General features: G+C 73.9%; 22 protein-coding genes, 1 pseudogene and 1 riboswitch. Of the genes and pseudogenes, 13 read left to right on the plus strand and 10 right to left on the minus strand.

Features of this window, described 5'->3' with window-relative positions; translation table 11 throughout:
• Positions 1–239 (minus strand): annotated as a pseudogene (locus ACFYUY_RS14825) (N-acetylglucosamine-6-phosphate deacetylase); the annotation flags it as partial.
• Positions 236–1,183 carry an ROK family protein gene (locus ACFYUY_RS14830; protein ID WP_360222952.1) on the minus strand — a complete coding sequence of 316 codons (948 nt, stop codon included), beginning with the start codon at positions 1,181–1,183 and terminating at the stop codon, positions 236–238. The pseudogene ACFYUY_RS14825 and the gene ACFYUY_RS14830, both read right to left, overlap by 4 nt.
• Before the next feature lie 294 nt (positions 1,184–1,477).
• Between ACFYUY_RS14830 and ACFYUY_RS14835 the strand changes: the two genes are divergently transcribed.
• Positions 1,478–2,758, plus strand: coding sequence for an extracellular solute-binding protein (locus ACFYUY_RS14835; RefSeq protein ID WP_360222949.1), 1,281 nt, complete (start codon positions 1,478–1,480; stop codon positions 2,756–2,758).
• Between the two features lie 51 nt (positions 2,759–2,809).
• Here the strand turns inward: ACFYUY_RS14835 and ACFYUY_RS14840 are convergent, their stop codons facing one another.
• Complete coding sequence (locus tag ACFYUY_RS14840) at positions 2,810–3,160, minus strand: cupin domain-containing protein (RefSeq protein ID WP_360222946.1); 351 nt, start codon at positions 3,158–3,160, stop codon at positions 2,810–2,812.
• Between the two features lie 67 nt (positions 3,161–3,227).
• On the opposite strand from ACFYUY_RS14840, the gene ACFYUY_RS14845 reads away from it, so the two are divergent.
• Entirely contained in the window at positions 3,228–3,488 is a 261-nt protein-coding gene (locus tag ACFYUY_RS14845) for a DUF3263 domain-containing protein (protein WP_360222943.1), read from the plus strand.
• Between the two features lie 118 nt (positions 3,489–3,606).
• A complete protein-coding gene (otsB, locus tag ACFYUY_RS14850) occupies positions 3,607–4,446 on the plus strand; it encodes a trehalose-phosphatase (RefSeq protein WP_360222940.1) in 840 nt (279 codons plus the stop codon).
• 32 nt (positions 4,447–4,478) lie between these two features.
• On the opposite strand, the gene ACFYUY_RS14855 is transcribed toward otsB, so the two are convergent.
• Complete coding sequence (locus tag ACFYUY_RS14855) at positions 4,479–5,963, minus strand: trehalose-6-phosphate synthase (protein WP_387900774.1); 1,485 nt, start codon at positions 5,961–5,963, stop codon at positions 4,479–4,481.
• A gap of 38 nt (positions 5,964–6,001) precedes the next feature.
• Positions 6,002–7,027, minus strand: a complete 1,026-nt coding sequence (locus ACFYUY_RS14860; protein WP_360222934.1) for a glucosyl-3-phosphoglycerate synthase — start codon at positions 7,025–7,027, stop codon at positions 6,002–6,004.
• 148 nt (positions 7,028–7,175) lie between these two features.
• Positions 7,176–7,312, plus strand: a riboswitch (SAM riboswitch).
• A gap of 16 nt (positions 7,313–7,328) precedes the next feature.
• Here ACFYUY_RS14860 and thrC point away from each other — a divergent pair.
• The 5 genes from thrC (at position 7,329) to ACFYUY_RS14885 (ending at position 12,111) form a co-directional block, all read left to right on the plus strand.
• Positions 7,329–8,609, plus strand: a complete 1,281-nt coding sequence (thrC, locus tag ACFYUY_RS14865; protein ID WP_387900776.1) for a threonine synthase — start codon at positions 7,329–7,331, stop codon at positions 8,607–8,609.
• A 41-nt stretch (positions 8,610–8,650) separates the two neighbouring features.
• Entirely contained in the window at positions 8,651–8,929 is a 279-nt protein-coding gene (locus ACFYUY_RS14870) for a ubiquitin-like small modifier protein 1 (protein ID WP_387900778.1), read from the plus strand.
• A gap of 550 nt (positions 8,930–9,479) precedes the next feature.
• On the plus strand, positions 9,480–9,680 hold the full coding sequence (locus tag ACFYUY_RS14875; protein ID WP_360222925.1) for a cold-shock protein: 201 nt from the start codon (positions 9,480–9,482) through the stop codon (positions 9,678–9,680).
• Between the two features lie 344 nt (positions 9,681–10,024).
• A complete protein-coding gene (gene groL / locus ACFYUY_RS14880) occupies positions 10,025–11,647 on the plus strand; it encodes a chaperonin GroEL (RefSeq protein WP_045692318.1) in 1,623 nt (540 codons plus the stop codon).
• A gap of 107 nt (positions 11,648–11,754) precedes the next feature.
• Positions 11,755–12,111: a hypothetical protein gene (locus ACFYUY_RS14885; protein WP_360222922.1), complete on the plus strand. Its 357-nt coding sequence runs from the start codon at positions 11,755–11,757 to the stop codon at positions 12,109–12,111.
• Positions 12,112–12,341: 230 nt separating this feature from the next.
• Here ACFYUY_RS14885 and ACFYUY_RS14890 read toward each other — a convergent pair whose 3' ends face one another.
• On the minus strand, positions 12,342–13,022 hold the full coding sequence (locus tag ACFYUY_RS14890) for a hypothetical protein (protein WP_387900780.1): 681 nt from the start codon (positions 13,020–13,022) through the stop codon (positions 12,342–12,344).
• Between the two features lie 64 nt (positions 13,023–13,086).
• On the opposite strand from ACFYUY_RS14890, the gene ACFYUY_RS14895 reads away from it, so the two are divergent.
• The 3 genes from ACFYUY_RS14895 (at position 13,087) to ACFYUY_RS14905 (ending at position 15,265) form a co-directional block, all read left to right on the plus strand.
• Positions 13,087–13,473 (plus strand): PadR family transcriptional regulator, encoded by a 387-nt coding sequence (locus tag ACFYUY_RS14895; RefSeq protein WP_387900782.1) that lies wholly within the window; start codon positions 13,087–13,089, stop codon positions 13,471–13,473.
• The gene (locus ACFYUY_RS14900) at positions 13,470–14,477 is read left to right on the plus strand and encodes a hypothetical protein (protein ID WP_360212646.1); all 1,008 of its coding nucleotides are present in this window, start codon (positions 13,470–13,472) and stop codon (positions 14,475–14,477) included. The genes ACFYUY_RS14895 and ACFYUY_RS14900 overlap by 4 nt, the downstream gene beginning before the upstream one ends.
• 101 nt (positions 14,478–14,578) lie before the next feature.
• The gene (locus tag ACFYUY_RS14905; protein WP_387900784.1) at positions 14,579–15,265 is read left to right on the plus strand and encodes a copper homeostasis protein CutC; all 687 of its coding nucleotides are present in this window, start codon (positions 14,579–14,581) and stop codon (positions 15,263–15,265) included.
• 91 nt (positions 15,266–15,356) lie between these two features.
• Here ACFYUY_RS14905 and ACFYUY_RS14910 read toward each other — a convergent pair whose 3' ends face one another.
• Positions 15,357–17,408 carry a HelD family protein gene (locus ACFYUY_RS14910; RefSeq protein WP_387900786.1) on the minus strand — a complete coding sequence of 684 codons (2,052 nt, stop codon included), beginning with the start codon at positions 17,406–17,408 and terminating at the stop codon, positions 15,357–15,359.
• A 400-nt stretch (positions 17,409–17,808) separates the two neighbouring features.
• Here ACFYUY_RS14910 and ACFYUY_RS14915 point away from each other — a divergent pair, with 400 nt between their 5' ends.
• On the plus strand, positions 17,809–17,967 hold the full coding sequence (locus tag ACFYUY_RS14915) for a hypothetical protein (protein ID WP_360212640.1): 159 nt from the start codon (positions 17,809–17,811) through the stop codon (positions 17,965–17,967).
• A 26-nt stretch (positions 17,968–17,993) separates the two neighbouring features.
• Here ACFYUY_RS14915 and ACFYUY_RS14920 read toward each other — a convergent pair whose 3' ends face one another.
• Positions 17,994–19,631 carry a DNA repair helicase XPB gene (locus tag ACFYUY_RS14920; protein WP_360212638.1) on the minus strand — a complete coding sequence of 546 codons (1,638 nt, stop codon included), beginning with the start codon at positions 19,629–19,631 and terminating at the stop codon, positions 17,994–17,996.
• 82 nt (positions 19,632–19,713) lie between these two features.
• Complete coding sequence (locus tag ACFYUY_RS14925) at positions 19,714–20,115, minus strand: hypothetical protein (RefSeq protein WP_360212636.1); 402 nt, start codon at positions 20,113–20,115, stop codon at positions 19,714–19,716.
• 101 nt (positions 20,116–20,216) lie between these two features.
• Here ACFYUY_RS14925 and ACFYUY_RS14930 point away from each other — a divergent pair, with 101 nt between their 5' ends.
• Entirely contained in the window at positions 20,217–20,468 is a 252-nt protein-coding gene (locus ACFYUY_RS14930; protein WP_360212634.1) for a hypothetical protein, read from the plus strand.
• Positions 20,469–20,708: 240 nt separating this feature from the next.
• On the opposite strand, the gene ACFYUY_RS14935 is transcribed toward ACFYUY_RS14930, so the two are convergent.
• On the minus strand, positions 20,709–23,210 hold the full coding sequence (locus ACFYUY_RS14935; RefSeq protein WP_387900789.1) for a helicase-associated domain-containing protein: 2,502 nt from the start codon (positions 23,208–23,210) through the stop codon (positions 20,709–20,711).
• Between the last annotated feature and the right edge of the window lie 38 nt (positions 23,211–23,248).

Here is a 23,248-nt window from a genome sequence, read left to right on the forward strand (position 1 = left end):
GCGGCGTGCAGGGCCTCCTCGGCGATGCCGGAGGCGTAGGAGGCGCCGCCGCCGCCGTGGACGTGCAGGTCGACGAAGCCGGGGACGAGGGTGTGCCCGGTGAGGTCGAGGTCGCCGGGCTCGGGCTCGCCGCCGAGGCCGGCGATGGCGGTGCCCTCGACCGTGAGTCGGCCGCCCTCGACGACGCCGCCGGGCAGGACCAGCCGGGCGCCGGCCAGAGTGATGCGGTCCGCGGTCACGCGGTCACCTCCAAGGTGAGCAGATCCCAGGCGAGCAGGCCGGCGCCCAGGGACGCGGCGGTGTCTTTGAGCATGGCCGGTACGACCTTCGGGGGCATCTGGAAGGTCAGGCGCTCGGTGACCGCCGCGCGCAGTGGGGTGAGGAGGGTGTCGCCGGCCTCGGCCAGCCCGCCGCCGACGATCACCGTGGACGGGTCGAGCAGGCTCTGGGCGAGCACGATGCCGTCGGCGAGGGCGTCGACGGCGCGCTGCCAGACCGCGAGCGCGCGGGGGTCCCCGGCGTCCACCGCGGCGGCGCAGGATGCCGCGTCGGCGTCGGGGTCGCCGCAGGCCTCGGCCCAGGCGCGGGAGACGGCGGAGGCGGAGGCGAGCGTCTCCAGGCAGCCGCGGGCGCCGCAGCCGCACTGCGGTCCGCCGGGGCGGACCACGACGTGGCCGATCTCGCCGCCGTAGCCGTGCGCGCCGGCCTCGATCCGGCCGCCGATGCCGATGGCGCCGGCGATGCCGGTGCCCAGGGCGATGAACAGGAAGCGGTCGACACCGCGGCCGGCGCCGATCCGGCCCTCGGCGAGGCCGCCGGAGCGCACGTCGTGGCCGAGCGCGACGGGCATCGCGGAGCCGTCGGGGCCGGCCAGCCGCTCGCCCAGCAGGCTGCGCAGCGGGAGGTCCCGCCAACCGAGGTTGGCGGAGTAGACGGCGATCCCGTTCCTCTCGTCGATCGTGCCCGGGACGGCGACGCCGGCGGCGAGCGGGGCGACGCCGAAGCGGCTGCGCCCCTCGTCCGCGAGGTCGGCGGCGAAGTCGAGGATGGCGGCGACCACGGCGTCCGTGCCGTGCTCCCGCCCGGTCGGTCGGCGTGCTTCGAACAGCACGGAGCCGTCCTGGGCGAGCAGCGCGGCCTTCATGCCGGTGCCGCCTACATCGAGTGCGATGACGTGCTTCACGGAGGACAGTTTCCCCTGGCTGGTAGAAGAGGTCTAGTCCAGTTGTCGGATTGGTCTGGTCCAGAACGGGTGAGCTTTGTCGCAGCTGCGGGCGGTGTGCGGGGCTTTGCGCCGGGCGGCGCGCGGTCACCTCCTGTTGCGCATCGTGCAACGACCTCCGCACTTCGATAACTACTCGGCGGGCTCGGGGTAGTGGTGTGGACCACCGCCCGCTCGATTTGGCAGTGTTGCCGCCTCCCCCCTGCCGGATTCCCCCGTTCGGCCGCAGTCCTCCCCCCGAAGGCGGTACCCGCGTTGAACAGGCGCGCCCACGTTCCCACCCGTGTCCTCGGCACCGCGCTGGCCGGCGCGCTGGTGCTCACCGCGGTCAGCGCGTGCGGCGGGCAGGGCGACGGGACGGTCACCCTCAAGCTGGTCGCCGCCGACTACGGGGAGAACGCCGACACCGGCTCCAAGCGGTACTGGGACGAGGTCGCGCGCGGCTTCGAGGCGGCGAACCCCGGGATCAAGGTCGACGTCGAGGTCGACAGCTGGACCGACATCGGCAAGAAGGTCGACGACATGATCGCGGCCGGCAAGTCCCCCGACCTGCTGCAGACCGGCGGCTTCGCCGACCAGGTCGCCGCGGACCGGCTCTACCCGGCCGGCGACGTGCTCTCGATGGACACCCAGGCCAAGTTCCTGGACACCTTCTCGCACGCCGGCCAGGTGCTCGGCACCCAGTACGGCATCCCGTTCGTCTCGTCCTCCCGGGTGCTCTTCTACAACAAGGCGGTCTTCCGCCAGGCCGGCATCACCCAGCCGCCGGCCACCTGGAACGAGCTGCGCCAGGCCGCCGAGAAGATCAAGGCCAAGGTGCCGGGCGTGACCCCGTACGGGCTGCCGCTCGGACCGGAGGAGGCCCCGGCCGAGTCCATGCTGTGGACGCTCAGCGGCGGCGGCAGCCTCTCCGACGACGTCGGCAACTACACCATCGACAGCAACCAGAACCAGGCCACCTTCGGCTGGCTGAAGAGCAACCTGGTGGCCACCGGGCTGACCTACGCCGACCCGGGCAGGATGAACCGCACCCCGGTGTTCCAGGACTTCGCGGCGGGGAAGGTCGCGATGCTGAACGGGCACCCGACGCTGCTGCGGATGGCGACCGCCGGGAAGATCGACTTCGGCACCGCGCCGATCCCGAAGAAGGACGGCGTGACCAAGACCGGGAGCCTCGGCGTCGCGGACTGGATGATGGCGTTCAAGGCCAACGGGCACAAGAACGAGATCAAGAAGTTCCTGTCCTTCGCCTACACCCGCGAGTACCAGCTGAAGTTCGACGAGCAGTACAACCTGCTGCCGGTCACCCAGGACGCGTTCGCGCAGATGACCTCGGACCCGAAGCACGAGGACCTGAAGCAGTTCGCCGCCGGGCTCGGCAACGCCAGCTTCTACCCCTTCGGGGACCCGGCCTGGGGCGACGTCAGCAACCGGATCAAGGCCGGCATCGGGCAGGCCGTCACCGGGGACCCGAAGCAGGTGCTCACCGGTCTGCAGGACGCGGCGGTCAAGGAGGCGGCCCGGGTCCGCAAGTGAACCCGGGCCGGTGGGGGAACCGCCCCGCGGGCGCGGGTTCGAGGACGGGCCCTACGGGAGCGTGATGGCGTAGGCCTTCCGGAGGGTCTCGTGGACGGTCCAGGTGGTCCGGTCGCCCTCGCGCAGCACCGCACAGTCGCCCGGGCCGACCTCCAGGGTCGGGCCGCCCTCGACCTCGATGGTGGCCCGGCCGCTGAGCACCACGAACATCTCGTCGGCCTCGACGTCGGTGACCACGCCCGGGGTGATCTGCCAGATGCCGCGCAGCTGGCGGCCGTCGGGGGACTCGGCGAGGACCCTCCCGGAGACCTCCGGGGAGCCGGAGACGATCTGCGCGGGGTCGAGCGGGTCGGGTTCGAGGTCGGCGGTGGGGATGTGCACGGCGAAGCTGGGCGTGGTCATGGTGCCGACGCTATCCGGGGTGCGGGGTGCGCGGAGGACGCAGAGTGTGTCGGGGTTCCGCGCGAGAATGACACTCCGTAGTGAGGGCGGAGGTGTCCTGGTGGGCGAGCTGAGTGAGCGGGACGTGGCGGTGCTGGCGCTGGAGGGGCGGCAGTGGCGCACGGCCGGGGCGAAGGAGCGGGCGATCCGGGAGGAGCTGGGGATCTCCTCCACCCGGTACTACCAGCTGTTGAACGCGATGCTGGACCGGCCGGAGGCCCTGGCGCACGCGCCGGTGCTGGTGAACCGGCTGCGGCGGATCCGGGAGGCCCGCCGGGCCGCGCGCTGAACCTTGCGGGCCGGGCCGGGCCGCGCCGCGTCGCGCCGCGCCGGTCGCGTCGCGCCGCTCGCGGTGGGTGCCGCCGGACGGGTTGGGTGGGAGTCGGGCAGCGGGGTATGGCTCGGGCATGGGCTTCGAAGAGACGTGGACGCCGGTCACTGCGGCCGGGCGGGACGGAGTGCGGGCGATCCTGGAGGCGCCCGGGGGCGCGGTGATCGCCCTGGACTTCGACGGGACCTTGGCGCCGATCGTGCCGGACCCGGACCGGGCCAGGGCGCATCCCGGCGTGGTGGCCGCCCTGCGGGCCCTGGGCCCGCAGGTGCGGGCCGTGGTGGTGGTGACCGGCCGCCCGGCCGCCCTGGCGGTGGAGTACGGGGGCCTGGCCGGGCTCCCCGGGGTGGTGGTGCTCGGGCACTACGGCGCCGAGCGCTGGGAGGACGGCGAGGTGAGCGCGCCGCCGGTGCACCCCGGGGTGGTGCGGGCCAGGGCGGCGCTGCCCGGACTGCTGGCGGAGACGGGGGCGCCCGATGGGACGTGGGTGGAGGACAAGGGGCGCTCGCTGGCGGTGCACACCCGGCGCACGGACGCGCCCGAGGAGGCGCTGGAGCTGCTGCGCGGGCCGGTCGGCGAGCTCGCGGCGGGGCTCGGGCTGGTGGTGGAGCCCGGGCGGCTGGTGCTGGAGCTGCGGCCGCCCGGGGTCGACAAGGGGGCGGCGCTGACCGGCTTCCTGCGTGAGCGCGCGGCGCGGTCGGTGCTGTACGCGGGCGACGACCTCGGGGACGTGGCGGCCTTCGCGGCGGTGGAGGAGCTGCGCGGCGAGGGTCTGGCGGGCCTGCTGGTGTGCAGCGGCGCGGTGGGGGACGCGCCGGTGCGCGAACTCGCCGACCGGGCGGACCTGGTGGTCCCGGGCCCGGCCGGCGTGGTGGAGCTGCTCGAAGGGTTGGCCCTGGCGCTCACGGCGCACTGAGCCGGTCGCTCACGGCGCGTCGAGCCGGTCGCTCACAGCGCGCTGAGCTGGTCCAGGAACCACTGCTGCGGGGGGAGTGCGGTGGCCGCCGCCGCGAGGCGCTTGGTGCGGTCGGCGCGCTCCTCCTCCGCCATGGTGAGGCCCGCGTGCAGGGCGTCCGCGGTGGCGATGACGTCGTAGGGGTTCACCGTCAGGGCGTCCTCGGCGAGCTCGGCGTGCGCGCCGGCCTCGCGGGAGAGCACCAGGGCGCAGCCGTGGTCGGAGACCACCGGGACCTCCTTGGCGACCAGGTTCATGCCGTCCCGGATCGGGTTGACCAGGGCGACGTCGGCGAGCCGGTAGGCGGCCAGGGAGCGCGGGAAGTCGTCGTCGACGTGCAGGATCAGCGGCTTCCAGGTGTCGGTGGCGAACTCGGCGTCGATCTCTCCGGCGAGCCGCCGGACCTCGGCGGTGTAGGCCCGGTACTCGGCGAGGTCGGTGCGGGACGGGTAGGCGAAGGCGATGTGCACCACCCGGTCGTGCCACTCGGGGCGGGTCCGCAGCAGGTGCCGGTAGGCCTGGAGGCCGCGGACGATGTTCTTGCTCAGCTCGGTGCGGTCGACCCGGACGATGGTGCGGCGCCCGCCGACGGCCTCCCGCAGGACGGCCAGGCGCTCGTCCACGTCGGGGCGGTGGGCGCGCTCGCGCAGGAAGTCGGCGTCGGCGCCCAGCGCGTGGACGCCGAGCCGGGTGGTGCGGGTCTCCCCGGCCGAGGGCCCGGTGAGGGTGACGGTGAGGGCCTCGCGGTCGACGACGGCGCCCAGCAGCTCCTCGCAGCAGTCGGCGAAGGCGAGCGCCCAGCGCCGGGTGAGGAAGCCGGCCCGGTCGGCGCCCAGGATGCCGGTCAGGACGGCCCGGGCGACGTCGTCGGGCAGCAGCCGGTAGTAGTCCGGCGGCGCCCAGGGGGTGTGCGAGAAGTGGCCGATCCGCAGGTCGGGGCGGGCGGCGCGGAGCAGGGCCGGGGTCAGCGACAGGTGGTAGTCCTGGACGAGGACGGCGGCGCCGGGGGCCGCCTCGGCGGCGAGGGCCTCGGCGAAGGCGGTGTTGTACGCCGTGTAGGCGGCCCACTCGGTGCGGAAGTCCGCGTCGAAGGAGGGGGCGGTCGGGGTCGCGTACAGCAGGTGGTGGACGAACCAGAGGGTGGAGTTGGCGACGCCGTTGTAGGCGCAGGCGAAGGTGTCCGGGTCGATGTCGAGCATCCGGACGGCCTGTCCGCCGACGTCGTGCCCGGCGCGGTCGAGGCGGCCGTCCGGGGCCTCGGCGGCTGCTCTGCGGTCGGCCGCGCCGAGGGCGGCGCAGACCCAGACGGCGTTCGGGTCGTCGATGGCGGAGAGGCCGGAGACCAGGCCCCCGCCACCGCGCCGGAGGGTCAGCGTGCCGTCGTCAGCGGTTCCGAACGACACCGGTCCCCGGTTGGAGGCCACCAGGACGGGGGCGGTGCCGGTCGCGCTCGAACGTTCGGTCGTGAGATCGCCCATGGTTGGTACGTTGCCGTGGCCCCGGGGCGGCAAACCCCTCAGTGCCGGGTCGCGTACTCGGGCACGGTGTGCATCGGGGGGCGCTCGACAGCCGTCACCGGGTGGGTGTGGGCGGTGAACTCCCGGGTCCGCGGGTCCCGGGTGAACTGGGTCAGCAGCGGGTGGACCAGGTCGGCGGAGGCCTTCAGCCGGTGGGTGCGGTCGAGCCGTTCCAGGGCGGTGCGGTAGATGGTGGCGGCCATCCGGCCCAGCGCCTGGCCGTCCTGGTGCCGGTGGTGCCGGACCCCGACGTCCACCTGGGCGAGGGCGTCCAGTCCGACCGCCTCCAGTGCGTCCACCAGGAGTCCGAGCTCGACGCCGTAGCCGGTCGGGAAGGGGAGCCGTTCGAGCAGCGAGCGGCGCGCGGCGTACTCGCCGCCCAGCGGCTGGACGAAACCGGCGAGTTCCGGCCAGTGCAGGTTCAGCAGCGGGCGGGCGACCAGTTCGGTGACCCGGCCGCCGCCGGACGGCACGACGGCGCCGCCGCCCGTGGCCGAGCCGTCGAGCGACACCTCCAGCGGGCGGTCGTACATGGCCTTGACCAGCTGGATGTCCGGTTCGGTGAGCAGCGGGCCGAGGATGCCGGAGACGAAGGCCGGGTCGAACTCGCGCAGGTCGGCGTCGACGAAGCAGACGATGTCGCCGCGGGTCACCAGCAGTGAGCGCCAGAGCACCTCGCCCTTGCCGGGGACGGCCGGGATCCGCGGCAGGACGGCGTCGCGGTGCACCACCCGGGCGCCCGCCCCCGCCGCGACGGCGGCGGTGGCGTCGGTGGAGCCGGAGTCGACCACGACGAGCTCGTCGACCAGCGGGACGCGCTCCATCAGCTCGCGCCGGACGGTCCGGACGATGTCGCCGACGGTGGCCTCCTCGTCCAGGGCGGGGAGCACCACGCTGACCGTGTGACCGGTGCGGCGCTTGGCCTCCAGCAGGGTGCGCACCGGCCGGTCGGCCGCGCTCCACGAGCGGCGGCGCAGCCAGGACGCCGCCTGCGGGAGGAGCGCGGGGATCGGTTCGGCGGGCACGTGACTCTCCTCGGCGGGATCGGGTGGGACGCGTCATCTCGCGTGGCGGACGGTCCCGTTCGGCGTTGACGCCTTCGGATACAGTCTTCGTACAGCGGTCGGACCTTTGCACGCCGGGGTCACCGTTGAGCGCCACCACAATTTCACAAGCTCATCCAGAGGGACTGAGGGAACGGCCCGTTGACGTCCCGGCAACCTTCTCGCTCGGCTGTCGTCGTACAGGCCCCGGCGGGACAGGTGCCAATTCCGGCCTGTGGCGCGACCGCGCCACGGGGAAGATGAGGAGAGAGGCCTCGCCATCATGGCTATCGACACCGTCGCACCCGCATCCGTGGACCTCGGCCCCGCCGCCGCGCTGTCCTGTCGGGAGTGCGGCACCCGCTTCCCGCTCGGTCCGAGCTTCGCCTGCCTGGAGTGCTTCGGCCCGCTGGAGATCGCCTACGAGTTCGGCGGCGAGCGGGCCGAGGAGCTGCGCAAGCGGATCGAGGCCGGCCCCACCTCGATCTGGCGCTACGCCCCGCTGCTGCCGGTGCCGGCCGACGTCGCCTCGAAGCCCAACCTGAACCCCGGCTGGACCCCGCTGGTGAAGGCGGACAACCTGGGCCGCGAGCTCGGCTTCACCGCCCCGCTGCACGTCAAGGACGACTCGGGCAACCCCACCCACTCCTTCAAGGACCGGGTGGTGGCCTGCGCCATCGAGGCCGCCCGGGCCTTCGGCTACACCACGCTGTCCTGCTCGTCGACCGGCAACCTGGCCGGTGCGGTGGGTGCGGCGGCGGCCCGGGCCGGGTTCCGGTCCTGCGTGTTCATCCCGCACGACCTGGAGCAGGGCAAGGTCGTCATGGCCGGGGTGTACGGCGGCGAGCTGGTCGGCATCGAGGGCAACTACGACGACGTGAACCGCTTCTGCTCGGAGCTGATCGGCGACCCGGCCGGTGAGGGCTGGGGCTTCGTCAACGTCAACCTGCGCCCCTACTACGGGGAGGGTTCCAAGACGCTGGCGTACGAGATCTGCGAGCAGCTCGGCTGGCGGCTGCCGGAGCAGATCGTGATCCCGATCGCCTCGGGCTCCCAGCTGACCAAGATCGACAAGGGTCTGCAGGAGCTGATCAGGCTCGGCCTGGTCGAGGACCGGCCGTACAAGGTCTTCGGCGCCCAGGCGGCGGGCTGCTCGCCGGTGTCGGCCGCGTTCAAGGCCGCCCAGGACGTGATCCGGCCGGTCAAGCCGGACACCATCGCCAAGTCGCTGGCGATCGGCAACCCGGCGGACGGCCCGTACGTGCTGGACATCGCCCGGCGCACCGGCGGCGCCGTCGAGGACGTCACCGACGCCGAGGTGGTGGACGCCATCCGGCTGCTGGCCCGGACCGAGGGCATCTTCGCCGAGACCGCGGGCGGGGTCACCGTCGGCGTGCTGAAGAAGCTGGTGGAGACCGGCCAGCTCGACCCGGCCAAGGAGACCGTCGCGATCAACACCGGCGACGGCCTGAAGACCCTGGACGCCGTCGCCGGGTCCGGCATGACCGCCGTCATCCGCCCGACCCTGGCGTCCTTCCGCGACGCCGGCCTCGCGTCCGCCTGAACCACCCCCACCCGCTGGGCCGCACCCCCGCTAGGAGAGCCATGAGCGTCAACGTCCGCATCCCCACCATCCTGCGCACCTACACCGGCGGCGCCGCCGAGGTGAGCGCCGAGGGCGCCACCCTCGGCGAGGTCATCGCCGACCTGGAGAAGAACCACGCGGGCATCTCCGCCCGCATCCTGGACGACACCGGCAAGCTGCGCCGCTTCGTCAACGTCTACGTGAACGACGACGACGTGCGCTTCGCCGACGGCCTGGCGACGGAGGTCTCGGACGGGGCCGGCATCTCGATCATCCCGGCGGTGGCCGGCGGCTGCTGAGCCGCACCCGCCCGGGCCGGCCGCCCGCGCGCACGGAATTCCGCTCTCCGTGCGCGTGGGCGGCCGTGCGCATTTCGGCGGGAATATATCCCGGTGGAGTCGGAGTAGAGTGTGGCTCGGCTGGGAACAGGGATTCTCTTCATCCTCCCCCGCGATTCGCCGGACCGCCGTCCGGCCGTTGAGACCCGCTGAGCCCCGGCGCTGCGAAACATGTCAGGCCGATGTCAGAATTCGCGCGGTGATCTGTAGTAATTCGTCCGCTATGTCCGGCGTCAAATGCCGAGTTCATTCCGATTCCGCCCGCAGTGTCCCCTGGTGCGCACCCGGAATTCCCCGCAGTTGACCCTGTTGCAGAGGGCGTCGATCCGGATACATTCAGCGGCGGTCGACGTAGTCAGCCGCTCACAGGATGCCGTCAGGCGCCCCGGCGGAGGATTGCGGCGTGCACGGCTGCGCCCAGGGGGGGTTCCCCGGGCCGGCCTCCAAACCAGACCCGGGCCCGCGACCTGCGGGCGCGTGAAGGGCCAGCACAGCACTAGGGGAGTTCGGAATGGCTCAGGGCACCGTCAAGTGGTTCAACGCGGAGAAGGGCTACGGCTTCATCGCGGTCGACGGTGGTGCGGACGTCTTCGTCCACTACAGCGCGATCCAGATGGACGGCTACCGCACCCTCGAGGAGGGCCAGCGGGTCGAGTTCGAGATCTCCCAGGGACAGAAGGGCCCGCAGGCGGACATGGTCCGCTCGGTCTGACCTCTTCGGCTCCAGGAGCTCGGCGCGGCCCACGGCTGGTGACCACTCGCTTCTCGGCGGGCCCGTACGACACGCGTCGTGCGGGCCCGTCGGCGTTCCCGGGCGGGGAGTTGCGGGGGCCCCCGGGATCGCGCCGGACGGCTCGCGGGATCGCGATTGGGCTTGCACTCGACCACCCGGAGTGCTAATCATTGGCGTTAGCACTCACAGCGTGAGAGTGACAGCGGACCGGGTCGGTGAGGCCCCCGGGAGCGGTAGGGGAAAAGACCCCCGCACACCAGGGCCGTCCGTCGCGGGCACCCCTTGGTCCGAGCAGTCGACCGTGTCCCGGAGGACCACTTCTGATGGCCAAGATCATCGCCTTTGATGAGGAAGCTCGCCGCGGCCTTGAGCGTGGCATGAACCAGCTCGCCGACGCAGTGAAGGTCACGCTCGGCCCCAAGGGCCGCAACGTCGTGCTGGAGAAGAAGTGGGGCGCCCCCACGATCACCAACGACGGTGTCTCCATCGCCAAGGAGATCGAGCTCGAGGACCCGTACGAGAAGATCGGCGCGGAGCTCGTCAAGGAGGTCGCCAAGAAGACCGACGACGTCGCGGGTGACGGCACCACCACCGCCACCGTGCTCGCCCAGGCCCTGGTTCGCGAGGGTCTGCGCAACGTCGCCGCCGGCGCCAACCCGATGGCCCTGAAGCGCGGCATCGAGAAGGCCGTCGCCGCCGTCTCCGACCAGCTGCTGGCCCAGGCCAAGGACGTGGAGACCAAGGAGCAGATCGCCTCCACCGCCTCCATCTCGGCCGCCGACACCCAGATCGGCGAGCTGATCGCCGAGGCCATGGACAAGGTCGGCAAGGAAGGCGTCATCACCGTCGAGGAGAGCAACACCTTCGGTCTGGAGCTCGAGCTCACCGAGGGCATGCGCTTCGACAAGGGCTACATCTCCGCCTACTTCGCGACCGACCTGGAGCGCATGGAGGCGACCTTCGAGGACCCGTACATCCTCATCGCCAACTCCAAGATCGGCTCGGTCAAGGACCTGCTGCCGCTGCTGGAGAAGGTCATGCAGAGCGGCAAGCCGCTCGTCATCATCGCCGAGGACGTCGAGGGCGAGGCCCTGTCGACCCTGGTCGTGAACAAGATCCGCGGCACCTTCAAGTCCGTCGCCGTCAAGGCCCCGGGCTTCGGCGACCGCCGCAAGGCCATGCTCGGCGACATCGCCATCCTCACCGGTGGCACCGTGATCTCCGAGGAGGTCGGCCTCAAGCTGGAGAACGCCGGCATCGACCTGCTGGGCACCGCCCGCAAGGTGGTCATCACCAAGGACGAGACCACCATCGTCGACGGTGGCGGCGACAGCGAGCAGGTCGCGGGCCGCGTGAACCAGATCCGCGCCGAGATCGAGAACAGCGACTCGGACTACGACCGCGAGAAGCTCCAGGAGCGCCTCGCCAAGCTGGCCGGCGGCGTGGCCGTCATCAAGGCCGGCGCGGCCACCGAGGTGGAGCTCAAGGAGCGCAAGCACCGCATCGAGGACGCCGTCCGCAACGCCAAGGCCGCCGTCGAGGAGGGCATCGTCGCCGGTGGTGGCGTCGCGCTGCTGCAGGCCGGTGTCGCCTTCGACAAGCTGGAGCTGGACGGCGACGAGGCCACCGGTGCCAACATCGTGAAGGTCGCGCTCGAGGCCCCGATCAAGCAGATCGCGACCAACGCCGGCCTCGAGGGCGGCGTCGTGGTGGAGAAGGTGCGCAACCTCCCCGCCGGTCACGGCCTGAACGCCGCCACCAACGAGTACGTCGACCTGGTCGCCGCGGGCATCATCGACCCGGCCAAGGTCACCCGCTCCGCGCTGCAGAACGCCGCCTCCATCGCGGCGCTGTTCCTCACCACCGAGGCCGTCATCGCCGACAAGCCGGAGAAGGCCGCCGCGGCCGCCGGCGGCGGCATGCCGGGCGGTGACATGGACTTCTGATCCTGATCTCCTGAGATCGGATCGGTCGAATCCCGATCGTGTGGGCGGTCCCCTTCGGGGGGCCGCCCACACGGCGTTCCAGCGGCGCACTACCGGAGAATGGACAGATGGCTTCCGACGACATCGAGACCGCCCTGCACAACGCGCGGGCCCTGATCCTGGCCGACCTCACCGCGCGGGACGTGGCGGACGCCGCCGTCGTCTCCCTGGTGGAACAGGCGGTGACCCACCGCCGCTGGTGGCTCGAGCAGTGGCCGGACGGCACCGAGTACGTGCTCGGGCTGGTCGCCCAGGACGTCCAGGACGCGCTGCTGGAGGCCTACGGCCGCTGGCCGCTGTGCGCCGACTGCGCCGCCGACGGCGACCCGCACGCGCTCAGCGTGGAGCCCGAGCTGGGGCCGGAGCCGCACTGGGTGTGCGGCAAGCACGGTGCGGTGGTCGCGCCGGTCGGGGGACTCGCCTAGGGCGTGTCTTTCGGATCACGCCAGGCGGTCGCCGCCGGGGCACGCACTCCCCCAGCCTTCGGCCGGGGGTACCCCCACGCCGGCTTCTCGTCAGTCGCCGATGCTCCGCATGGACTCCCTCCTCGGCGCCGCCGATGCACGCACCCCAACGACGCCCGCTGATCCGACGTGATCCGAAAGACACGCCCTGGGGCGTGTCTTGTCGGACACGCCGTGGCCGGGTGCCGTTCTCAGGCCCCGCCGGACGCCAGCCGGTCCAGTTCGGCCGCCAGGTTGGCGCGGGCCGGGGCGTCGAAGCGGGCCAGGGCGGCCGGGGTGCGGTAGAGCGCGGGCAGCGCGAGGAGCCGGCGCAGGACGTCCGCCCGGCCGGCGCGGAAGTCGGGCTCCGGGACGAAGGCGTACTCCTCCCGGACGGCGGCCGCGTACGCGGCGTACGCCCCGGGGCTGCCGCCGAGCACGGCGAGGTCCGCGTCGCAGAGCACCTCGCCGTCGCGGTCGCCCGGCTCGGGGCGGTGCGTGACGGTGAGCAGGACCAGCCGTTCGACCTCGGCCACCCGCGCGGCGGGCAGGCCGGCGGCGGTGAGCGCGCGGACCGCCAGGGCGGCGCTGCGCTCCTCGTTCTCGGAGCGGTCGGGCCGGTAGACGGCGTCGTGGAACCAGGCCGCGAGCCGGACGGCGTCCGGGTCGGCGGCGTGCCCGGCGAGCTCGTCGACGTGCCGCAGCACGGCCCGCAGGTGCTCGGGGGTGTGGTAGCGGCGCTGCGGTTCGGCCCAGCGGCGCAGCAGCTCCCGGCCGTACGGCTCGGGGTCCTCGGTCGCGGCGCAGCGGTGCAGCAGCGCGGTCCAGTCGGCGAGCAGGGCGTCCGCGCGGTCGTCGGTGTGGTCCCCGGCGCGTTCCTCGGTGATGGGCATGGGGGCCATTCTCGCGGCGCCGTCGCACTGGACCGATAGGTAGATCGACGATATATGTAGTCACATGACTGAACGCTCGATGCAGGAGCCCACGCTGCTGCTGCTCACCGCACTCGCCGACGCCCCCAGACACGGCTACGCGCTCATCCAGGAGATCGCCGCCATCTCGGACGGCCGGGTCACGATGCGCACCGGCACGCTCTACGGCGCGCTCGACCGCCTGCTGCAGCAGGGGCTCATCGAGGTCGCGGCCGAGGAGGTGGTGGACGGCCGGGCCCGGCGCAGCTACGCCCTGACCGCCGCCGGTCGGACCGCGCTCGCCACCGAGGCCGAGCGGCTGCGGGCGGTGGCCACCGAGGCGGAGCGCCGGCTCTCGGCGGTCCGCTCGATGCTGCAGGGGAAGCCGGCGGAGTCGCCGGGGAGGTCCACGAAGAGGGGGCGTTTCGCATGACCACACCGATCCTGGGGGCGCCCTCGGCGGCGCTGCGGGCCGCGCTGCAGCTCTACCCGGCGCACTACCGCCGGGAGCGCGGCGAGGAGATGGCCGCGGTCTTCGCCGACACCACGGCGGAGGCCGGCCGCTCCGCCGTCGCCCGCGAGGTGTTCGACCTCGCGCTGTACGGACTGCGGGTGCGGCTCGGGCTCACCGGCTCCTCGGTGCTGGGGCGGGTGCTCGCGCTGGCCGCGCCGATGGTCGCCGGCGCGCTGGCCGGGGCCGGGCTGGTGCCGTGGGTGCTCGACCCGGACCGGGCCGCCTGGAAGCTGACCTGGGACCACTCGTACGGCACCTACGCCCAGACGATCGCGCCGCCGGTGGTCGCGCTGCTGCTCGCGGTGGCGGCGCTGCTGGGGCGCTGGACGGCGGTGCGGGTCATCGCGGTGGTGCAGGCCGTCATGGGGCTGGGCGTCCTGGCGCAGGCGCTCGTCCGGCCGGCGTTCGACCTCTGGTGGGCCGGGTACGTCGGGATGGCGACCCTGCCGGCCGCGGTGGCCGCGGTGCTGCTGCTGGCGGCGCCGACCGCGCTGCTGCCCGCACCCGACTGGCGCACCCGGGGCGTGGTGCTGGCCTCGGTGGCCGGGGGAGGTCTGCTGGTCGCGCTGCAGCGCTGGGACGACACGAACTTCCCGCTGGACGTCCAGTGGTTCGTGCTGCTGCTGCTCGTGCCGCTGCTGCTGACGTTCACCGTGCTGCGCGGCCGGGTGGTGCCGGCCGCGATCGGGGTCGCGGTGCTGTCGCTGACCACCTTCGCGGGCCTGTTCAACATCTGGCGCGAGGGCCGCGGGATCTCGCAGGTGCTGCCGGTCGTGGCGCCGGCGGCGGGCCTGCTGGTGCTGGTGGCGGTGGCCGTGCGTGCGGCCGGCCGTGGTGGTGGCCGGGGCGCCGGCCCCGGTGACGGCGAGGGTGGCGGCGTGGGTGGTGGCGACGGGGTCGAGGAGCGGCCCGGCCTGGCGTGACCACCGGGGGCCGGGCGGCCCCGGAGGGGGCGCCCCGGTCCCGTCGCAGGGAGGGTGCCCGGGTCTCGCCGGGGGCCGGGCGATGTGGCAGGCTGTCCGGCATGTCTAGACCAATTTTCGAAGTCATCGCGCTGACGCCCCAGGACGCCCAGGCCGCCGAGTCGGGCGGCGCCGACCGCCTCGAACTGGTCACCGACATGGCCGCGGACGGGCTCACCCCGTCCGTCGAGGACTTCGCCCGGATCCGGTCCGCGGTCGGCATCCCGCTGCGGGTCATGCTCCGGATCAGGGACGGCTTCGCCCCGGGCGACCTCGACGCGCTGGCCGCCCGGGCCGCCGCACTGCGCGCCGAGGGTGCCGAGGAGTTCGTCTTCGGCTTCCTCGACGCCGACGGCGCCGTCGACCGGGCTGCCACCGAGGCCGTCGCGGAGGCCGTCGCCGGTTGCCGCTGGACCTTCCACCGGGCGATCGACCACAGCGCCGACCGGGCCGCCCTGCGGGCCGCCGTCGGCTCGCTGCCCGGACTGGACACCTTCCTGACCTCCGGCGCGGCCGCCGGGGTGGACGCCGGGCGGGAGGTGCTGCGGGCCGAAGCCGCCCGGGCCGGCGAGCCCGGGTACGGGCAGCGGATCCTGATCGGCGGCGGCCTGCGCGCCGAGCACCTCAAGGGCCTGCGGGCCGAGGGCTTCGACGCCTTCCACGTCGGCGGCGCGGTACGGGTCGCCGGCTGGGACACGCCGGTCGACGCCGCCAAGGTGGCCGAGTGGCGGGCGCTGATCGACGCCTGAGCGGGCACCGGGTGCCCGCCGCGCGCGGGGCCGGTCCGACCGGGCGCGCACGGGGCCGGACCCGGTGGGTACCGGGGCCGACCCCGCCCCGTCAGCGCAGCTGCTCGGGCAGCGGCTCGCTGTGCAGCACCGTCAGGCCGGAGACGGCACGGGTCAGCGCCACGTACAGCCGGCGCAGTCCGGTCCGCTCGTCCGGCTCGCCGGCGACCACCGCGGCCGGTTCGTCCAGCACCACGTAGTCGTACTCCAGACCCTTGGCGAGCGAGGCCGGCACGAGGGTCAGCCGGGCCTGCTCGCTGGTCTCCTCACCGGGGGAGAGGTGCGGCAGCCCGGCCGCGGTCAGCGCCTCGGCCAGCCGCGGGATCCGGGCGTCGGCGGCGATCAGCCCGGTCGAGCCCTCGTGCTCCAGCGCCTCCCGGCAGGCCGCGAGCACGGCCTCCGTCGAGCCGTCCTCCTCGACGCGGCGCACCGCGAGGGAGCCCGGAGCCTCGCGGACGGAGGACGCCGGGGCCAGCCCCGGGGCGATCGCCGGGAGCAGCCGCGAGGCGTACGCGATGACCTCCTCGGGCACCCGGAAGCCCTTGGTCAGCTCCTCGACGTGGGCGTCCGGCTTGCCCAGGTGGCGCAGCGCGTCCGGCCAGCTCGCCGTCGCCCACGGGGTGGTGCCCTGGGCGAGGTCGCCGAGGACGGTCGCCGAGCCGGTGGTGCAGCGGCGGCCGACCGCGCGGTACTGCATCGGGGAGAGGTCCTGCGCCTCGTCCAGCACCACGTGGCCGAGCGAGGGCGTGCGCTGCACCAGGTCCGTCGCCTCGTCGACCAGGACGGCGTCGGCCGGCGTCCAGCGGGCGGTCCGCACCGAGCGGCCCGGCTTGGGCCAGAGCACCGCCAGCTGCTCCTCGGGGGTCAGCAGGCCCTCCGCGCACTCGGCCAGGAACGCCGGCTCGGAGAGGAGCCGCAGCACCAGCTTGGCCGGGTCGACGGCCGGCCAGCACTCCTTCACCACCGCCTTGACCGCGGCGTTGCGGGCCACCGCGTCCTGCACCCGGTCGTCCGGCGCCTCGCCGCCCTGCTCCATCTTCAGCAGCACCGCGTGCGCGATCCGCTGCGGCAGGGCGTCCCTGGCGGCGCCGTAGCGGATCTCGCGGCCCTTCAACTCCTCGATGATCTCCACGAGTTCGTACGCCGGGACGCGCCAGCGGCGGGAGCCGCGGACCACCACGCAGGGCTCGGTGGGCAGCGTGATCCCGGCCCGCACCGCCCGGCGCAGCACCTCGGCCAGCCGCGCGTCGCCCTTGAGCCGGGCCGCCTCCGGGGTGTCCTCGCCCCGGACCTCGACGTGCCCGACCAGCTGCTGCACGGTGGCCTGGGCGACGTCCAGCTCGCCCAGCGCCGGCAGCACCTGCTCGATGTAGGAGAGGAACGCGTTGTTCGGCCCGATCACCAGCGTGCCGGTGCGGGCCAGCCGCTCGCGGTGCGCGTACAGCAGGAACGCGACGCGGTGCAGGCCGACGGCCGTCTTCCCGGTGCCCGGGGCGCCCTGGACGCAGATGGTCCCCGTGACGTCCGAGCGGACGATCTCGTCCTGCTCCGGCTGGATGGTGGCCACGATGTCGCGCATCGGGCCCACGCGGGGCTTCTCGATCTCGGCCGCGAGCAGGGCGGAGGCCGTGTCCGTCTCGGCCGGGTCGCTCAGGTGCTCGTCCTCGTACGCGGTGAGCTCGCCGCCGGTGTAGCCGAAGCGGCGGCGGCGCTCGACGTCCAGGGGCTCCGTGCGGCTGGCCCGGTAGAACGGCTGGGAGACCGGCGCGCGCCAGTCGATCACCATCGGGTCGCCGTCGGCGTCGTGGACGTGCCGGCGGCCGATGTAGAAGCTCTCCCCGCCGCCGCCCTCGCTCAGCTCCTCGCTGATCGCGTGCAGGTAGTCCAGGCGGCCGAAGAACAGCGGGGTGTGCGCGAGGTCGGCCAGGGCGGCGATCCGGGCCTCGATCTGGTTCTGGAGGACGACGGCGGACACCCAGGTGCCGGTCACGTCGCGCAGGTCCAGTGCCTGGACGTCCTCGCGCATCGCGCGCAGCGCGGACCGGGACGCGGCCAGGTGGTCGCGTTCGCGCTGGAGGGGGTCGGTGGTGGGGGTGGCGGGCACGGCGAACCTTCCCGGCTGGCCCCGGACGGGCACAGCGGATCGATGGAGCTCACGGTGGGGACAGCCGACCGTCCCTCCTTGCCCGGCGACGGGCAAGGAGGGGCCCTTCGGACGGTCGGCGCCTCCCCCGGCTGCCTGCGCGACTTCAGCAGGTACCACGGTTCGGGAGGGGGCAGACGGACGATCTTAGACCCGCGCGCCCCGGGGTTCCAGCCCCGCAGGTCCCGGGGGTCCCAGGGGCCCCGGACCGGCGGTACCCGGGGGGCGACCCCGCCGGGTCTCAGGGGTCCGCCCCCGCAGGTCTCGGGGGCGGCCGTACACCCGCAGGACGACCCGTGACCCGGCGGATGCGGCCTTTGGAGTGATGACCTCGGCCGTTCGGGTGCCTACCGTGGAACACATGAGCACAGCGAACCGAACCCCCGCCTCCCCCGCCGGCGCGACCGCCGTCCCCGGCCGGCACCGCAACCCGCTGGCCACCGCCGTCCGCAACCTCGGCATCGCCCTGGACACCGCCGCGCGCGTGGTCTTCCTCGGGCGCGACGGTGTCCGTTACTGAGTCCCGCGGGCCCCGAGGGGCCCCGGCTACAGCACGTCGTCCGCGTCGATGATGCGGTACGCGTAGCCCTGCTCGGCCAGGAAGCGCTGCCGGTGGGCCGCGAAGTCCTGGTCCACGGTGTCCCGGGCGACCACCGAGTAGAAGTGCGCCGCGTGGCCGTCCGCCTTGGGGCGCAGCACCCGGCCCAGCCGCTGGGCCTCCTCCTGGCGGGAGCCGAACGTCCCGGAGACCTGGATGGCCACCGTGGCCTCCGGCAGGTCGATCGAGAAGTTGGCGACCTTGGAGACCACCAGCACGCCGATCTCCTTGTTGCGGAACGCGTCGAACAGCTTCTCGCGCTGGGCGTTGCTGGTCTCGCCCTTGATCACCGGCGCGTCCAGGACCTCGCCGAGCTCGTCCAGCTGGTCGATGTACTGGCCGATGATCAGCGTCTGGTCCTTCTCGTGCTTCTTCACCAGCGCCTCCACCACCCGGCGCTTGGTCGCCGTGGTGGCGCAGAAGCGGTACCGCTCCTCGGGCTCGGCGGTCGCGTAGGCCAGCCGCTCCGAGTCGGTCAGGGTGACCCGCACCTCGCAGCAGTCGGCGGGCGCGATGTAGCCCTGCGCCTCGATCTCCTTCCACGGCGCGTCGAAGCGCTTGGGGCCGATCAGGCTGAACACGTCGCCCTCGCGGCCGTCCTCGCGCACCAGCGTCGCGGTCAGGCCGAGCCTGCGGCGGGCCTGCAGGTCGGCGGTGAACTTGAACACCGGCGCCGGCAGCAGGTGCACCTCGTCGTAGACCACCAGGCCCCAGTTGCGGGCGTCGAACAGCTCCAGGTGCGCGTAGACGCCCTTCCGCTTGGTCGTCATCACCTGGTACGTGGCGATGGTGACCGGGCGGATCTCCTTCCGCGTGCCGCTGTACTCGCCGATCTCGTCCTCGGTGAGCGAGGTGCGCTTGACCAGCTCGTGCTTCCACTGCCGGGCCGACACCGTGTTGGTCACCAGGATCAGCGTGGTCGACTTGGCGTGCGCCATCGCGGCCGCGCCGACCAGCGTCTTGCCGGCGCCGCAGGGCAGCACCACGACGCCCGAACCGCCGTGCCAGAAGCCCTCGACGGCCTGCGCCTGGTACGGGCGCAGCTGCCAGCCGTCCTCGTCCAGGTCGATCGGGTGTGCCTCACCGTCCACGTAGCCGGCGAAGTCCTCGGCGGGCCAGCCGAGTTTGAGCAGCACCTGCTTGATCTGGCCGCGCTCGGACGGGTGCACCACCACGGTGTCCGGGTCCACCCGGGCCCCCACCAGCGGGGCGATCTTCTTCGAGCGCAGCACCTCCTCCAGCACCGGCCGGTCGGTGGTGGCGAGCACCAGCCCGTGCGTCGGGTGCTTGAGCAGCTGGAGCCGCCCGTACCGCCCCATCGTGTCGGCCACGTCCACCAGCAGCGCGTGCGGCACCGGGTAGCGCGAGTACGTCACCAGGGCGTCCACCACCTGCTCGGCGTCGTGCCCCGCCGCGCGGGCGTTCCACAGCCCGAGCGGCGTCACCCGGTAGGTGTGCACGTGCTCGGGCGCGCGCTCCAGCTCGGCGAACGGCGCGATCGCACGGCGGCAGTCGGCGGCCCTGGGGTGGTCGATCTCCAGGAGAAGAGTTTTGTCGCTCTGGACGATGAGCGGTCCGTCGTTCACGCGGGGGTGCCCTCCACTGGCTGACAGGCTGGACTGACGCAGACCCTCCAGTGTCGCGCATTCCGCGCGGAACGGGGACGGGCTACTTCCACTCGTACAGCACGGACCGGCCCGCGCCGGTGGGGTCGTTCTCGAACTCGAAGACGCCGACGAGGTCGTTGAGGCGCTGGAAGGTGTCGGCGCCGCTCTCGAAGTAGATGCTGCCGCGCCACCTGACGGCGCCGCCCTCGGTGAAGTGGCCGATGCCGTTGCCGTGCCAGCTGTAGGTCTCGCCCTTCTCGGTCATGCCGACGCCCTGGCCCTCGCCGAACAGCGAGCCGTCCGGCCGCAGTTCCGACTCGTAGGTGACGAACTCCCGGACCGGGACGCCCAGCAGCTGTCCCGTGCCGGTCATCGAGACCTCGACGGCGGGGCCGCCGACGGTCGCCAGGACGCGCCGGCCGGTCTCGGTGGTGGTCAACTCCGCTATCTGCTCGCCGAGCATGATGCCTCCTCTCGCCATCCCCCGGTTCCAGCCTGCGCCGGGTGTGCGCGGTGGGCAATCGCGCCGGGTGACCCGCCCGCGCATCGCTCGTTGAGCCGGTCATGAACAAGTCGAAGCGTGTCCTCACCGCCCTCGCCCTGATGGGCTCGGCCCTCGCGGCCACCGCCTCCTCCGCCGGCTCCGCGCACGCCCTCGCGGGGATCGGGGAGGGGCCCGGCGGGCCGTTGGCGGCGCCCGGCTTCCTGCTTGCGGACGTGGTCAGCGGCGGGGAGCTGCCGGTCGGGCAGGGGCAGATCGGCACCCTGGCGGACCAGGCCGTCAAGGAGAAGGTGAAGGAGGCGAAGGGGCACTAGGGCGTGTCTTTCGGATCACGCCAGGCGATCGCCGCCGGGGCACGCACTCCCCCAGCCTTCGGCCGGGGGTACCCCCACGCCGGCTTCTCGTCAGTCGCCGATGGCCCCCAGCCTGGCGGCCGGGAGGTGCCCCCACCGCATGGACTCCCTCCTCGGCGCCGCCGATGCACGCACCCCAACGACGCCCGCTGATCCGACGTGATCCGAAAGACACGCCCTAGCGTGGGGCGCCCGCCGGGCCTACTCGTCCAGCTCGGCGACGCCGGTGATGCGGTGGAGGGCGAAGGTGCGGAGCTCGTCGGCGTGGTGGTCGAAGGCGGTGACGAAGCCGCCCTCGACCTTGACCGGGTCGATGATGCGCTGGCTCGCGATGCCCTCGGCGTTGAGGTAGCCGATCCACATCCGCTCGCCGAGCAGGACGGCGGTCTGCAGGGCGGCCAGCGTCTCGGCGGCGGCGGTGCGCGGCAGCTGGCGCGGGTCGGGGGCGGGTTCGCGACGGTTGGCGGTGGCGGCCCGGTCGCCGGCCCGGACGGCCTTGATGGCGGCGGCGAGCAGCACGTCGTCCGGGGTGGGCGGGCCGTCCGGGACGGGGGTCGGGGCGGTGCGCGGCGGCGTGCGGTGGCTGTCCGGGCGGGTGATCAGGACGTCTCCCTCCGCGGACTCGGCGGCCGGGGCGTAGCCCATCGTCCGCAGGGCGGCGAGCAGGACGTCCGGGGCGGCCTGGGCGGCCAGGACGGTGGGCGCGAGCAGCCGCAGGCGCAGGTCGGCGGAGCGGCGGTCGGCGAGGACCTCGTTCAGCAGGGACGGGTCGTCGCAGCGCAGGTAGGACGAGGCGGCGCCGACGCGCAGGACGCCGTGCCGGCGGGCGACGTCGTCGATCAGGTAGCCGAGCGGCTGCGGGACGGGCGTGCGGCTGTGCTGCTCCAGGAAGGCCCGCAGGTCGGCGGCGGTGCGGCCGGCGTCCAGGGCGCGGCGCACCGAGACCGGGGTGAACCGGTAGACGGTGGCGCCGCCCTTGGACTCGATGTCGGCGCAGAGGGCGAGCGCCTGCGCGAGCGGGGTCAGCAGCGGGCCGGGGGCGATCGCGGTGAGGTCCGGCTGGAGGATCACGTGGTCGAGCGGGCGCGGCAGCAGCGGGGCGAGCACCTCGGCCGGGTCGGACTCGGCCGTGAGCAGCGCACGGGCCGGGGCGGCGAGCGCGCCGCGGCCGGTGATGCCGAGGAGTTCGGCCTCGGCGAGGGTCCAGGTGGTGAGGTCCTCGCGCAGCTCGTGGCCGTCCGGGCCGGTCGGTCCGCCGCGCAGCGGCCGCTGCCAGCGCAGGGTGGGCAGCAGTTCGGCCGCGGTGGCGGGGGTGCCGGGCGGGAGTTCGGCGAGCAGGGCGAGGGCGGCGCGGCGGACGGAGGGGGCGAGCGTGCGGTCGAGTTCGGGGCCGAGCGCGGCCCGGGGCTTGCCCTTGCCGTCGGGGGTGCCGGTCAGGGCGGGGACGCGGGTGGCGGCGAGCCAGGCTCCGGCGAGCAGGGACCAGCGCTCGGCGGTGTCCTGCTGGAGCCAGGTGTCGTAGGCCGGGGTCGGGGCCCAGCGTTCGTCGGCGTCGCCGTCGGGGGCCAGCAGCCCGGCGGTGTAGGCGAGTTCGAGCCAGAAGGCGGCCTGCTGCTCGGTGGTCTCCAGGGTCTGGGCGGTCCGCTTGAGGTCGCGGACGCCGAGGCCGCCGGCGCGCAGGGTGGGCGGCGGGGTGAGGCCCCAGCCGTCGAGCAGCTCCTCGACGGTCCTGACGGCGGTGTGGGCCTGGCCGGCGGCGGCGTTGTCCACAGCCTGTGGATCGCGCGCGGGGGCGGCCGGCGCGGGCTCGGGCTGGACCGGTTCGACGGTGCGGTGGGTGCGGCCGCCGCGCAGGTGCAGGGCCAGCTCGCGCGGCAGCACCACGCTGCCGGGGCCGCTGGGCAGCAGCAGGCCGCGGGCCAGCAGCCATTCGACCGGGCTCTGCGCGTCCGCCGCGGTGACCGGGCGGGTGGCGTCCGGGACGGTGCCGGTCGGCGGGCCCCAGACCAGCCGTTCCAGCAGCCGCAGTGCGGGTTCGGGGGCGGTCTCCAGCAGCGCCGAGCAGCGGGCGCGGTCGCTCAGCAGCGCGGTGAGCGCGGCGACGGCGGTGACCGGGTCCGGCGTGGCGGGCTGCCCGGCGGAGGCGAGCAACTGCTGCAGCCGGGCCGGGGACATGCCGATGGTGGCGTCGGCGAGGGTCGGGCCGAGGCCGGTGCGGCCGGGGTTGGCGGCGGTCGGGGCGAGCGCCTCGCGCACCGCGAGGACCAGCCGCAGGCCGTTGTCCGGGCCCCAGAGCAGGGCCCGGTCGCGCAGGGTGGCGACCGCCCGGGGCAGGGCGGCGGCCACCGCGGACCGGTCGGCGGGGGTCAGCGGGGTCGCGCCGGGGTGCGGCCGGACCTTCGCCGGGCCGGTCAGCAGGGTGCGCACGGCGGCCAGGCCGGTGCCGTCCGGTGCGGTGGCCAGGGCCTCGGCGACCTGCAGGGTGAAGCGGTCCAGGCGCTCCAGGGCGCGCAGGGCCGAGGCCCGGGAGGAGAGCCGGGCGGACAGCTGGGTGAGGTCGCCGGGGACGGGGTTGAGCAGGTCGGGGCGGGAGCGGAGCAGGGTGGCGAGCGCGTCGTCGGGGCGGGCGCGCAGCTCCTCGGCGAGGGTGCGGGGGCCGGCGGCGGACCGCCCCTGGCGTTGAGGTCCCTGCTGTGTGGTCATTCGACCTAGGTTAGTCGGGCGGGCGGGCGGCGGGGTGT

This window comes from Kitasatospora sp. NPDC004745, assembly GCF_042873275.1.
In the GTDB taxonomy this organism is placed as follows: Bacteria; Actinomycetota; Actinomycetes; order Streptomycetales; family Streptomycetaceae; genus Kitasatospora.

Coding starts and splice junctions, on each gene's coding strand:
- ACFYUY_RS14840 (WP_360222946.1), bottom strand. CDS start 3,160: ATGACCACGCCCAGCTTCGCCGTGCACATCCCCACCGCCGACCTCGAA.
- ACFYUY_RS14845 (WP_360222943.1), top strand. CDS start 3,228: ATGACACTCCGTAGTGAGGGCGGAGGTGTCCTGGTGGGCGAGCTGAGT.
- otsB (WP_360222940.1), top strand. CDS start 3,607: ATGGGCTTCGAAGAGACGTGGACGCCGGTCACTGCGGCCGGGCGGGAC.
- ACFYUY_RS14855 (WP_387900774.1), bottom strand. CDS start 5,963: ATGGGCGATCTCACGACCGAACGTTCGAGCGCGACCGGCACCGCCCCC.
- thrC (WP_387900776.1), top strand. CDS start 7,329: ATGGCTATCGACACCGTCGCACCCGCATCCGTGGACCTCGGCCCCGCC.
- ACFYUY_RS14870 (WP_387900778.1), top strand. CDS start 8,651: ATGAGCGTCAACGTCCGCATCCCCACCATCCTGCGCACCTACACCGGC.
- ACFYUY_RS14875 (WP_360222925.1), top strand. CDS start 9,480: ATGGCTCAGGGCACCGTCAAGTGGTTCAACGCGGAGAAGGGCTACGGC.
- groL (WP_045692318.1), top strand. CDS start 10,025: ATGGCCAAGATCATCGCCTTTGATGAGGAAGCTCGCCGCGGCCTTGAG.
- ACFYUY_RS14885 (WP_360222922.1), top strand. CDS start 11,755: ATGGCTTCCGACGACATCGAGACCGCCCTGCACAACGCGCGGGCCCTG.
- ACFYUY_RS14890 (WP_387900780.1), bottom strand. CDS start 13,022: ATGCCCATCACCGAGGAACGCGCCGGGGACCACACCGACGACCGCGCG.
- ACFYUY_RS14895 (WP_387900782.1), top strand. CDS start 13,087: ATGACTGAACGCTCGATGCAGGAGCCCACGCTGCTGCTGCTCACCGCA.
- ACFYUY_RS14900 (WP_360212646.1), top strand. CDS start 13,470: ATGACCACACCGATCCTGGGGGCGCCCTCGGCGGCGCTGCGGGCCGCG.
- ACFYUY_RS14905 (WP_387900784.1), top strand. CDS start 14,579: ATGTCTAGACCAATTTTCGAAGTCATCGCGCTGACGCCCCAGGACGCC.
- ACFYUY_RS14915 (WP_360212640.1), top strand. CDS start 17,809: ATGAGCACAGCGAACCGAACCCCCGCCTCCCCCGCCGGCGCGACCGCC.
- ACFYUY_RS14925 (WP_360212636.1), bottom strand. CDS start 20,115: ATGCTCGGCGAGCAGATAGCGGAGTTGACCACCACCGAGACCGGCCGG.
- ACFYUY_RS14930 (WP_360212634.1), top strand. CDS start 20,217: ATGAACAAGTCGAAGCGTGTCCTCACCGCCCTCGCCCTGATGGGCTCG.
- ACFYUY_RS14935 (WP_387900789.1), bottom strand. CDS start 23,210: ATGACCACACAGCAGGGACCTCAACGCCAGGGGCGGTCCGCCGCCGGC.